At 46.7% G+C, this 11983-nt stretch carries 10 protein-coding genes and 1 tRNA gene; 3 read left to right on the forward strand and 8 right to left on the reverse strand.

From position 1 onward, the window contains the following. Nucleotides 1–32: 32 nt before the first annotated feature. The 8 genes from lon to groES all read right to left on the reverse strand — a co-directional run bounded on the left by lon (nucleotide 33) and on the right by groES (nucleotide 9090). A complete protein-coding gene (gene lon / locus NSMM_RS02725; protein WP_090284382.1) occupies nucleotides 33–2456 on the reverse strand; it encodes an endopeptidase La in 2424 nt (807 codons plus the stop codon). Between the two features lie 112 nt (nucleotides 2457–2568). Next, nucleotides 2569–3858: an ATP-dependent Clp protease ATP-binding subunit ClpX gene (gene clpX, locus NSMM_RS02730; RefSeq protein WP_090284384.1), complete on the reverse strand. Its 1290-nt coding sequence runs from the start codon at nucleotides 3856–3858 to the stop codon at nucleotides 2569–2571. A gap of 44 nt (nucleotides 3859–3902) precedes the next feature. Then, the gene (clpP, locus tag NSMM_RS02735) at nucleotides 3903–4526 is read right to left on the reverse strand and encodes an ATP-dependent Clp endopeptidase proteolytic subunit ClpP (protein ID WP_090284386.1); all 624 of its coding nucleotides are present in this window, start codon (nucleotides 4524–4526) and stop codon (nucleotides 3903–3905) included. 25 nt (nucleotides 4527–4551) lie between these two features. Further along, nucleotides 4552–5856 (reverse strand): trigger factor, encoded by a 1305-nt coding sequence (gene tig, locus NSMM_RS02740; protein ID WP_090284388.1) that lies wholly within the window; start codon nucleotides 5854–5856, stop codon nucleotides 4552–4554. Between the two features lie 73 nt (nucleotides 5857–5929). After that, a tRNA-Leu gene (locus NSMM_RS02745) sits at nucleotides 5930–6014 on the reverse strand. 179 nt (nucleotides 6015–6193) lie between these two features. Beyond that, nucleotides 6194–7018, reverse strand: coding sequence for an SDR family NAD(P)-dependent oxidoreductase (locus NSMM_RS02755; RefSeq protein WP_090284392.1), 825 nt, complete (start codon nucleotides 7016–7018; stop codon nucleotides 6194–6196). Nucleotides 7019–7098: 80 nt separating this feature from the next. Continuing rightward, a complete protein-coding gene (gene groL, locus NSMM_RS02760; protein ID WP_090284394.1) occupies nucleotides 7099–8754 on the reverse strand; it encodes a chaperonin GroEL in 1656 nt (551 codons plus the stop codon). A gap of 45 nt (nucleotides 8755–8799) precedes the next feature. Next, on the reverse strand, nucleotides 8800–9090 hold the full coding sequence (groES, locus tag NSMM_RS02765; protein WP_090284396.1) for a co-chaperone GroES: 291 nt from the start codon (nucleotides 9088–9090) through the stop codon (nucleotides 8800–8802). 156 nt (nucleotides 9091–9246) lie between these two features. Between groES and bioA the strand changes: the two genes are divergently transcribed. The 3 genes from bioA to NSMM_RS02775 form a co-directional block, all read left to right on the forward strand. Then, entirely contained in the window at nucleotides 9247–10566 is a 1320-nt protein-coding gene (gene bioA, locus NSMM_RS02770) for an adenosylmethionine--8-amino-7-oxononanoate transaminase (protein ID WP_090284398.1), read from the forward strand. A 249-nt stretch (nucleotides 10567–10815) separates the two neighbouring features. Next, on the forward strand, nucleotides 10816–10974 hold the full coding sequence (locus NSMM_RS15510; protein WP_176753832.1) for a hypothetical protein: 159 nt from the start codon (nucleotides 10816–10818) through the stop codon (nucleotides 10972–10974). Between the two features lie 153 nt (nucleotides 10975–11127). Further along, on the forward strand, nucleotides 11128–11983 hold an 856-nt coding region (locus NSMM_RS02775; protein ID WP_090284400.1), incomplete at its 3' end, for an IS1595 family transposase.

Genomic DNA, 11983 nt, shown 5'->3' on the forward strand with positions numbered 1-11983 from the left:
ACCAAGCAAGTAAGGATTTTACTATCCGCCAATCAATGCTTGATAGTGGATGAGCGCCCAGATCTTTTTGCCGGAGCAGTTACGGGCAAAACCGGGCTGGCTATCTCCGGCGGTAGTATTTCTGGTTTACGCTCAAGGGCAAGCTCCAATACCTGATCTATCCATTTGACTGGCTTAATATCAAGTTTGTTTTTTATGTTGGCAGGAATCTCATTCAGGTCTTTAACGTTTTCCACAGGGATCAATACAGTGCTGATTCCACCACGATGAGCAGCAAGCAGTTTTTCCTTAAGTCCTCCTATCGGTAGCACTTCTCCTCTCAGAGTAATTTCACCAGTCATGGCAACTGATCCACGAACCGGTATACCTGTCAACGCTGAAACCATCGCTAGACAAATCCCGATACCTGCACTGGGGCCATCTTTTGGTGTTGCGCCTTCCGGCAAGTGGATATGAATGTCATTTTTCAAATAAAAATCTTCCGCTATTCCTAATAAGGCGCAACGGCTGCGCACTACTGACAAGGCCGCCTGTACGGATTCCTGCATCACTTCACCCAGTTTGCCTGTTGTAATAGTTTTTCCTTTTCCCGGCAGAACGACCGCCTCAATAGTGAGCAATTCTCCTCCGACTTCTGTCCAGGCCAATCCTGTCACTTGACCAATCTGATTTTTCTCTTCGGCCACGCCATAGGTATAGCGGCGTACACCGAGATATTTATCAAGATTGCGGGAATTGACTGTAATTTTCCCTTTATTTTCTTTGCTCAGCAACGCTTTAACTACCTTGCGGCAAATTTTGGAAATTTCTCGTTCCATGGACCGCACGCCGGCTTCGCGTGTGTAATAGCGAACAATATCCTGCAGGGCCGACTCGGAAATAGCAAAATCAGTCTCTGTTAGCCCATGATTTTTCATTTGCTTGGATAACAGGTAGCGTTTGGCTATATTAAGTTTTTCGTCTTCGGTATAGCCGGACAGTCGAATGACCTCCATGCGATCGAGCAACGCAGAAGGAATATTCAAAGTATTGGCCGTAGCCACGAACATCACATCGGACAAATCATATTCGACTTCGATGTAATGATCGACAAAAGTATTATTTTGCTCTGGATCCAGTACTTCCAGTAATGCCGAGGAAGGATCGCCGCGAAAATCCATTCCCATTTTGTCAACTTCATCAAGCAGAAACAGTGGATTCTTGACGGCAACTTTTGTCATACTTTGCAAAATCTTGCCAGGCATGGAGCCAATATATGTGCGGCGATGTCCGCGGATCTCGGCCTCATCGCGCACCCCACCCAATGACATGCGCACGAACTTGCGATTGGTTGCGCGAGCGATGGAGCGACCCAATGAGGTTTTTCCAACCCCAGGCGGGCCAACCAAACACAGAATCGGGGCTTTTGATTTTGCAACCCGCTGCTGCACGGCCAGATACTCAACAATACGCTCCTTGACTTTTTCCAGGCCGTAGTGGTCTTCATCCAGTATTCCTTCAGCTATTTTCAAATCTTTAGAAATCTTGGATTTCTGTTTCCACGGCAGCGATACCAACGTGTCGATGTAATTTCTGATAACCGTTGCCTCTGCGGACATCGGAGACATGAGACGAAGCTTTTTCAATTCAGACTCGGCCTTCGCCAGTGCCTCCTTGGGTAAGGAAGCTGCCTTTATTTTTCTTTCTATTTCTTCGAGATCCGCACCATCCTCACCTTCACCGAGTTCTTTCTGAATGGCCTTGACCTGTTCATTCAGATAATAGTCGCGCTGACTCTTTTCCATTTGGCGCTTCACTCTGCCGCGAATACGTTTCTCTACCTGCAGGATGTCCAGTTCGGCTTCCAGCAAGCCAAGTAAGCGCTCCAAGCGCAGCCGCGTATCGAATATTTCCAGGATCTCCTGCTTTTGTTCCAGTCTCAGTGGCAGATAAGCTGCCACAGTATCTGCCAGACGCCCGGCCTCATCTATGCCGGACAAGGAAGAAAGAATTTCCGAGGGTATCTTTTTATTCAGCTTCACATACTGGTCAAATTGTGAAAAAAGCGCGCGCCGGAGCGCTTCTATTTCCGGATGATCAGCGTCATCCATAGGAATTTTTTCTGCTTTCCCGGAAGAAAAGTTACCATCATCACTAAATTCCCTGATTCTGGCGCGGTAGTTTCCTTCTACCAGGACTTTTACCGTGCCATCAGGCAGTTTAAGCATTTGCAAAATACTTGAGACTGTACAAATCTGGTACATCTCGTCAGCCACAGGATCATCCGTTGCCGCCGATTTTTGTGCAACCAGTAAAATATTTTTTCCAGCCTCGGTAGCGGCCTCGAGCGCTTTGATGGACTTTGGCCGACCCACAAACAGCGGAATGACCATATGCGGAAAAACGACCACGTCACGTAATGGCAACAGTGGTAAATTAGGGTCGTTCGATTCCATTTCAATAATGTTTTCTGTCATTTTCTCACCCTTAAAGGAAATAGGATTAGGTGCAACTCAGATCTAAACTAAGTTATGGCACCTGATTATCAAAAAACAAGACTATTTCCAACCAATAGCGCCGTCGATGAATTTACGCCTGTTTTGAGCCTCTGGCCACTTTCGCGTTCTCGGCATAGATTACAATAGGTTGTATGTCATCATTTACCGAGTTACTGTCAATTACAACCTTTGCCACATTTTTGATAGAAGGCAAGTCGTACATAATGTCCAACAAGGCTTCCTCCAGAATGGAACGCAAACCACGCGCACCAGCTTTCCGCGCCAGTGCCTTCTTGGCGATCGCGGTCAGTGCCTGCTCGCGAAACTCCAGCACTACCCCGCCTTCCATCTCAAATAACTTGCAATATTGCTTGACCAGTGCATTTTTGGGTTCAACCAGAATCTGAATTAAAGCCGGTTCGTCCAACTCACTCAGAGTAGCAATTACTGGCAACCGCCCGACAAATTCAGGAATCAACCCAAACTTGATCAGATCTTCCGGTTCAATCCCCTTCAGAACAGCGCTAAGCGCCTTGCGATCATCCTGCTGGCTTATGTTCGCCCCAAAACCAATTCCGCCCTTGTCCGAACGTCTTTGTATAATCTTTTCGATACCGTCAAATGCACCGCCACAAATAAACAGAATATTAGTGGTATCAATTTGAACAAATTCCTGATTAGGGTGCTTACGTCCCCCTTGAGGGGGCACCAGGGCGGTCGTGCCCTCAATTAACTTGAGCAATGCCTGTTGAACGCCTTCACCGGAAACATCGCGAGTAATAGAAGGGTTATCCGATTTTCGTGAAATTTTATCGATTTCATCGATGTAGACGATCCCGCGTTGTGCTTTTTCAACATCGTGATTACATTTTTGTAACAGTTTCTGAATGATATTTTCGACATCTTCACCAACATAACCAGCTTCAGTCAGTGTGGTTGCGTCAGCTATGACAAATGGAACATCCAGCAATCGAGCAAGTGTCTGCGCCAGCAAGGTTTTACCCGATCCTGTAGGGCCAATTAAAAGAATATTACTTTTGGCAAGTTCAATTTCATCACTGTCATGTGATTTGGCGAACGTGCGCAAGCGTTTGTAGTGATTATAAACAGCGACTGAAAGCGTCTTTTTGGCTGCTTCCTGGCCGATTACATACTGATCAAGCGTTTGATAAATTTCACGTGGCGTAGGCAGGCTTGGTTTAGCGAGTTTATTAGCAGTCTCGCTAACCTGTATTTCTTCACGAATGATGTCATTGCAAAGATCAATGCACTCGTCACAAATAAAGACAGAAGGACCGGCAATCAGTTTTCTAACTTCGCGCTGACTTTTTCCACAAAAAGAACAATATAGTATTTTCTCGTCGTCTGTTTTTTTGGACATTTTTTTACCCCGCTATCATCAAATATACTATGCCTATGCTCATATCATGCTTTGCCTGCCAATGCTTCCCTGTTTGTCAGGATGGCATCTACCAGCCCATATTTCAAAGCCGCTTCCGCACTCAAAAAATTATCGCGATCCGTGTCTTTCTCAACGCTCTTGACCGTTTGACCAGTATGATGGGCCATAATTTGGTTTAATTTGGCTTTTAAATATAAAATTTCTTTAGCATGAATTTCGATGTCGGATGCTTGCCCCTGAAATCCACCCATTGGCTGATGAATCATGACACGTGAATTGGATAGACAAAAGCGCTTTCCCTTTGCGCCGGCCGTAAGTAACAACGCTCCCATGCTCGCTGCCTGACCGATGCAAAGTGTGCTGACATCTGGTTTGATAAACTGCATCGTGTCATATACAGCAAGCCCTGCCGTTACCAGCCCGCCAGGAGAATTAATATACAAAAAAATATCTTTTTCCGCACTTTCTGACTCGAGAAACAAAAGCTGCGCGACGACCAGATTAGCGGATTCTTCTGTAACGGGTCCAACAAGAAAGATAATCCTCTCTCTCAGCAGTCGAGAATAGATATCATAAGCGCGCTCACCCCTCCCGCTGGTTTCAATCACCATCGGGATCAAACCCAAGTTAGTGGTATTCAATTCCATCTCCTATCAGGCCAATATTGAATTTTCATACGCGCTCCATAAGTTCTTCGAATGTGGTTGCCTCCTCGATCACCTGAGTTTTTTCCAAAATCCACGATACGACGTTGTCTTCCAGTACTATTGGTTCAAAATTTTTGACTCTGTCAGCCGAGGCATAATGCCACGCCACAACCTGATCCGGATTTTCGTAGCTTTGAGCAAGCGCCTCAATATATTGTTTTACTTGCTCTGGCTTGACACTTAATTTGTGCGTATCTATCAACTTGGCAATAATCAGCCCCAGTTTGACGCGCCGCTCTGCTCTTTCCAAGAAGATTTCTCTGGGGAAATCGGTATTCTGGTTGCTTAATCCCCTAGCAGACTGTTCTTTACGGAATTCCTCAATCAGACTATCCACTTCACGCTGGATTAACGCCTGGGGAGCTATCAGAGCGATCTTGTCCAGCAATGCCTGCATGACTTGATCCTTGAGCTTGGCACGAGTCCGTTGCAATACTTCACGATGAAGATTCGCCTCGATTTCTTCTTTCATTTTATCGAGATCACCATCTGCAACGCCTAGTAACCTGGCAAATGCGCTATCTACTTCTGGCAATATCAGCGCGTCAACCTGATTCAATTTAATGGTAAAGGTAACTTTTTTTCCAGCAACTTCTTTACCGGGGTAACTATCCGGGAAAACCAGGTCAAAGCTTTTTTCTTCACCTGCACGCAACCCGATAACGGCATTTTCAAAATCTTTTAATAGATGACCCTCTCCAAGGATAAGACTATAATCGCTGGCTTGTCCGCCTGCAAAATTCTCGCCATCCAGTTGGCCGTTATAATCTATATTAACGCGATCACCTAGTTGCGCCGCCCGGTCAGCCTTCTCAAAATTTGCCTGTTGTTTACGTAGAATCTCCAGCGTTTTCTGGATTTCAGCTTCACCAATCGTTATAACCGGTTTTTTGACCGTGATCTCGCTGAAATCAATCAACTCGAAATCCGGATAAATTTCAAAAGTGATGTTAAACGTATAATCACCGCCATCATTTCCCTGATTTGTAGCAGTGAAATGTGGATGACCTGCCACATGGAATTTTTCTTTTGTGACAAAATCTGTAAATTCTTTCTGCAGGAATTCACTTAATACTTCCTGATGCAGCTGCGTGCCATGTTGCTGCGCAACTACTTTTAACGGAACTTTTCCTGGACGAAAGCCTTGTAGCTTAACTTTAGGAGCAAGACGTTTGAGCCGGCTTTCCACCTCAGCTTCAATTTTTTGGCGAGGAACGGAGAGCTCAAAACTGCGTTCCAGCGGATTGGTGGTTTCCACTTGTGTTGGCATTTAAGATTCCTGACAGATTTTAGATGTATGTTTAAGCAGTATGAAAACTATATTTGGCATTCTGCAACTTTTTTGGTGCGAAAGGGGGGACTCGAACCCCCACACCTTACGGCGCCAGAACCTAAATCTGGTGCGTCTACCAATTCCGCCACTTTCGCGCACGCCTGGCAATGATTGATGCCAGGCGTATTATAGATTTGATGTTGAAAGCAGCTAAGCTGCTGCCACAATACGGCATACGGCAGGTTGTCAACAAATTCTGGCTTGCTTTCCTTTCAAGTAACCGGCAAATCGATATTAATGCTAGTTGCAGCATAACTTTACTACGCTTTTTTGATTATACCTTCTTCTTCTGATAGCTGCTTTCCTGCGCGTCAGTCGTTGTGATTTCCTGACAGACAAACGTTTCACCGCTTATTTTGGTGCTATCTGGACCCATCAAAAAAAGATAGGTTCGCATCAGATCTACTGGGTGAGATAACTTGCGATTATCACTTCCTGGATGCGTCTTGGCACGTTGAGGCGAATTTACAGGACCAGGAATCAGCGTATTAATACGTAGATTTGGGTAAAGCTCCCATTCTTCTGACTGAATTTTAACCAAGGTTTCCACGCCTGCCTTTGCCACCGCAAATCCTCCCCAATAGGCCTTGGGGAAATGTCCATGTGTTTCACTGGTCATGATCACGCTGGCATCAGGAGCATCCAGAAGCAATGGCAGGCAGGCACGGGTCAACGTCACTGGCGCCAGCAAATTCACCTGCATCAAGGTTTGCCATTGTTCAAGCTTATGTTGTGCCAGCGGCATCGCGCCGTATGTCCAGGCAGCATTATGCAATATCCCATCAAGGCGGCCGAATTGTGATGCGATTGCATCAGCGACTGCGGCTGCACTTTCGTCCGTTATTTCTGCTAGATCAAAAGTTAAAATGATTGCGGATGCTCTGCCGATGGCTTCAATTTCATCAAAAACACCTTCCAGCTTTTCAACCTTTCGTCCGTGCAGGATGACCGTTGCTCCATGCTTTGCATACGCAACGGCCGCCGCACGACCCAAACCCTGGCCTGCACCTGTTACCAAAATCACTCGGTTTTTGAGTAAGTCTTGATGGGCGGAGTAATTATTATTAATATTTTCCAACTGAAAAGTATTTGTGATCATGAAATTAAAAAACCATCCTCGACCGGCAATTATAATCGCTGATCGAGAATGGTTTGTGCTTTGTTCCGGGCAGGAACAACCTACATATCCATACCGCCCATACCACCCATACCACCCATACCACCCATACCGCCCATACCGCCACCAGCAGCTTCGTCTTTGGGCAGTTCGGCAACCATTGCGTCGGTAGTCAACAGTAATCCGGCAACAGATGCAGCATTTTGTAATGCCGACCGGGTTACTTTGGTCGGATCCAGCACGCCCATAGAAACCATGTCACCATATTCTCCTGTTGCCGCATTATAGCCAAAATTGCCGGTGTTATCCTTCACCTTGTTGACAACCACTGAGGCTTCTTCTCCGCAATTGGCTACGATCTGGCGCAGTGGCTCCTCTACAGCGCGTATCACGATTTTGATACCGGCATCCTGGTCATGGTTATCGCCCTTGACCTTTCTGACCGCATCGATCACGCGAAGCAAGGCAACACCGCCACCAGCGACAATGCCTTCTTCAACTGCTGCGCGGGTTGCGTGCAACGCGTCTTCGACACGTGCTTTTTTCTCTTTCATTTCCATTTCGGTTGCCGCGCCGACCTTGATAACTGCAACACCACCTGCCAGTTTAGCAACGCGCTCCTGGAGTTTTTCCCGGTCGTAATCGCTGCTTGCTTCTTCAATTTGTGCACGAATCTGGGCGACACGCGCTTCAATTGACTTGCTATCACCGGCACCGTCAATAATAGTTGTGTTTTCCTTGCCGATCTCGATGCGTTTGGCGCGACCCAGATCTTCAAGTTTCACTTTTTCAAGTGACAAGCCTACTTCTTCAGCAATCACCGTACCACCTGTCAAAATGGCGATATCTTCCAGCATGGCTTTACGACGATCACCGAATCCAGGTGCTTTAACCGCACAGGTCTTGAGAATGCCACGAATATTATTCACCACCAAAGTTGCCAGGGCTTCGCCATCCACGTCCTCTGCAATGATCAATAAAGGTTTCCCGGCTTTTGCCACTTGTTCCAGAATAGGCAACAAGTCACGAATATTGGATACTTTTTTATCGTGCAACAGCACAAAAGGCTCGTCCAGCAAAGCTGTCTGCTTATCCGCGCTACTCACAAAATAGGGAGAGAGATATCCACGGTCAAATTGCATGCCCTCAACAACATCGAGTTCATTTTGCAGACCAGAACCATCTTCAACCGTGATGACGCCTTCCTTGCCCACTTTGTCCATCGCGGCCGCAATGGCTTCACCGATTTCGGTATCAGCATTGGCTGAAATGCTACCGACCTGAGCAATCTCCTTATTAGTTGTACATGGTTTGGATTGCGTTTTCAGCGCGGCAACTGCTGCGGTTACTGCTTTATCGATTCCCCGCTTCAAATCCATCGGATTAATGCCAGCAGCGACATAACGCATACCTTCCTTGACGATCGCCTGCGCCAGCACGGTGGCCGTTGTTGTTCCGTCACCGGCGATATCTGAGGTTTTGCTGGCAACTTCCTTGACCATTTGCGCACCCATATTTTCGAATTTGTCCTTCAATTCGATTTCCTTGGCGACTGAAACCCCATCCTTGGTAATGGTCGGCGCACCATAGGAGCGCTCCAGTACAACATTGCGCCCTTTAGGACCCAAAGTTACCTTAACTGCATCCGCCAGAACATTGACGCCATGAACCATGGCATGACGCGCGCTATCACCAAATTTCACTTCTTTTGCAGCCATATTTATTCTCCTGATTTCAATAAATTATTTAACTCTAATTGCCTGTTAGCCTTCGATCACACCCATAATGTCTTCTTCGCGCATCACCAGCAGCTCGTCACCTTTTACCTTCACTGCCTGACCAGCATATTTGCCGAACAGTACTTTGTCACCAACCTTGACTTCAAGTGGCCGAATCTCGCCTTTGTCATTCGCTTTGCCTTTGCCCACAGCGATGATTTCACCTTGATCCGGTTTTTCAGCCGCCGTATCGGGAATCACGATCCCTGAGGCGGTCTTGCGTTCTTCTTCGAGTCGTTTGACAATTACACGGTCATGCAAAGGGCGTATATTCATGAACATTTCTCCTGAGTTTGTTAGCAGATTGATAAAAAGATATTGAATCGAGTACTACACTCTCGGCTAAGCATTAGCCGGTTGGACAGATATCGTTGCTAGCACTCAACACCAACGAGTGCTAATAATAGTGGTTATGACAAGGAATTTCAACCCATGAGTAATAAAAAATTATCTCTTCGTAGCAATCAGACCGTCTGGCATCCTTGTACACAAATGAAAGATCATGAGAATTTCCCTCCGCTCGAGATTAAAAAAGGGATCGGTGCATGGCTGTATGGCCAGAATGGCGATCGCTACCTGGATACCATCAGCTCCTGGTGGGTTAATCTTTTTGGTCATTGTAACCCCCGTATCAACACGGCAATTATCGATCAGCTGGAAAAAATTGAGCATGTCTTGCTCGCAGGGTGCACTCATGAGCCGGTTGTATTGCTATCCGAACGATTGGTCAAATTAACGCCCGGCGAACTGGGCCATTGTTTTTATGCCAGCGATGGCGCTAGCGCAACCGAAATTGCACTGAAAATGAGCTTCCAGTACTGGCAGCAATGTGGTTTTCCTGCTAAAAAGAATTTCATCAGTTTGCAAAACGGCTATCACGGTGAAACCTTGGGAGCTTTATCTGTAACAGATGTGCCATTGTTCAAACAAACCTATGCGCCGCTACTACATCCCAGCATAACCATGCCCACACCTGACTGGCGTCAGGCCATAAACGACGAAACTCCGTATGATTGTGCTCTGCGTGCGGCAGCAGCACTGGAATGTTACCTGGAACAATATCATGCCGACACGGCAGCATTGATTCTGGAGCCGCTTGTTCAAGGGGCAATTGGCATGGGTATGTATCATCCTGTCTATTTAGAGCGTGCTCGTCAGCTTTGTGACATGTACCAGGTTCATCTAATCGCCGACGAGATCGCGGTTGGTTTTGGTCGCACAGGCACGATGTTTGCCTGTGAGCAGGCATCGATTGTGCCGGATTTTCTTTGTCTGGCGAAAGGATTGAGCGGTGGTTACTTGCCGCTTTCGGTGGTGATGACAACTAACGACATCTACACAGCATTTTATGATGACCGTATCAGCAGGGCATTTCTGCATTCTCATTCTCATTCAGGCAATGCGCTTGCTTGCCGCGCTGCGCTGGCAACGCTCGATATTTTTGAACAGGATGACATTCTTACGAGCAATGCGGTAAAAGCGCAACTGCTCAATCAGTACCTGCAACCGCTAAAAACTCACCCCAAGGTGGAGAATTTCCGAAATTGCGGCATGATCTGGGCTTTTGACGCTAGAGATCCCGTGACAGGCTTTGCCAACCGCTTTGCACAATTGGGATTAGGACAACAACTACTGATACGTCCAATCGGACGCACGGTTTATATCATTCCACCTTATATTCTTGAAGAAGATGAAATGCAGCTGATTGCGCATGGAATACTACAAATTCTTGATCAACTGACCATACCGTAGTTTGTTCTTGCCCGAAAATCCTCCATCCCCAATAAAAACAACGGCCGGTATTCATTAAGTGCGATGACAATTTTTTAGAAATTAAATTAGACTGACGCTATCAGGCGATTTTAATCAATTTTCGGGGATAATCACTCTAAACTTCGCATAAAATTTTCGAGAATGACACTCTCAAAAACAAACTTAATTCGAGTAAACATACCATGCGCGTAGCTCGAAACAGGCAGATGCAGTTAGGCGAAATCAGTATTGCCAAATCCAGTTCAACTCGCGTTCGCAGGACGACATCCCGAAAGTGCGGGGGATTTGCAGCACCTACACCTGAATGAAGCGCTACGTGAGCAGGTGTTTGTGTTGCTGGAGAACGGGATGGCGTCCAGCGCCAGACAAAAAATAGGTTTTTTGTGATGTTTGCTGAAAAAATTCAGCCAAAACTCTTTTTACGCCAATCGCTGCGTAGTATTTCACTCCCGCTGCTTAAAAAATGGCTATGTCTGCATTAAACCTTGGAACTACCTTTTTGTCGATTAGGCTGGAACATTAAGACTGGAGGGTATAGTCATGGAAGCCACTGATTTTCGGGAGTGGTTGGAAAAGATATCGCAACTTAATCGTCGTCAAAAAGAACAGGCCAAACATTATCTGAGCGAGGCGAAGCCACAAGCTGTGGTTGTGAAATATCTTGAGGATTCTTTTGAGCCGAGTTGTCCGGTCTGCCAGGCGGATCGCCCTCATCGTTGGGGGCACCAGGCGGGGTTGCAACGTTTTCGCTGTTGCTTATGCAAGCACACATTCACGGCCATTTCGGGAACTCCTTTGGCCCGTCTGCGGCATAAGGAGCAATGGTTGAATTACAGTGCAGCGTTGATTGAAGGTTTGACCGTGCGAGCTAGCGGCAGGCAATGCGGAATAGACAAAAACACCAGTTTTCGCTGGCGCCATCGGTTTCTGACTTTGCCGGCGGCTACTAAAGCCAACCACTTGCAAGGAATCATTGAGGCGGATGAGACCTTTTTTCCCTCTTCCTGCAAAGGTCAACGTCACCTGAATCGTCCACCGCGTAAACGCGGCAAGCAAATCCATGCACGTGGAACAGGCAAAGATCAGGTGCCGGTGCTGGTAGTACGCGACCGCTCTGGTGCAACAGCAGATTTCATGTTGAATGCGCTTGATAAAAAGACAATTGAGCCTCCTTTGCGGGCTATCCTGGCAAAAGATGCCATTTTCTGTAGTGATGGCGCTGCCGTCTACCGGTCTGTGGCTCATAGCCTCGGAATTACCCATCGCCCCGTCAATCTCTCTGCTGGAATTCGAGTCATTGCTGGTGTTTACCATATCCAGAATGTTAATGCCTACGACAGCAGACTTAAACAGTGGATGAAAAGATTTCATGGGGTCGCAACCAAGTACTCGACAT

The sequence above is a fragment of the Nitrosomonas mobilis genome, from assembly GCF_900103035.1.
Taxonomy (GTDB): Bacteria; Pseudomonadota; Gammaproteobacteria; order Burkholderiales; family Nitrosomonadaceae; genus Nitrosomonas; species Nitrosomonas mobilis.

Bases quoted from the DNA above. Each gene is read 5' to 3' on its own strand.
- lon (WP_090284382.1), bottom strand. From the start codon at position 2,456: ATGACAGAAAACATTATTGAAATGGAATCGAACGACCCTAATTTACCA.
- clpX (WP_090284384.1), bottom strand. From the start codon at position 3,858: ATGTCCAAAAAAACAGACGACGAGAAAATACTATATTGTTCTTTTTGT.
- clpP (WP_090284386.1), bottom strand. From the start codon at position 4,526: ATGGAATTGAATACCACTAACTTGGGTTTGATCCCGATGGTGATTGAA.
- tig (WP_090284388.1), bottom strand. From the start codon at position 5,856: ATGCCAACACAAGTGGAAACCACCAATCCGCTGGAACGCAGTTTTGAG.
- NSMM_RS02755 (WP_090284392.1), bottom strand. From the start codon at position 7,018: ATGATCACAAATACTTTTCAGTTGGAAAATATTAATAATAATTACTCC.
- groL (WP_090284394.1), bottom strand. From the start codon at position 8,754: ATGGCTGCAAAAGAAGTGAAATTTGGTGATAGCGCGCGTCATGCCATG.
- groES (WP_090284396.1), bottom strand. From the start codon at position 9,090: ATGAATATACGCCCTTTGCATGACCGTGTAATTGTCAAACGACTCGAA.
- bioA (WP_090284398.1), top strand. From the start codon at position 9,247: ATGAGTAATAAAAAATTATCTCTTCGTAGCAATCAGACCGTCTGGCAT.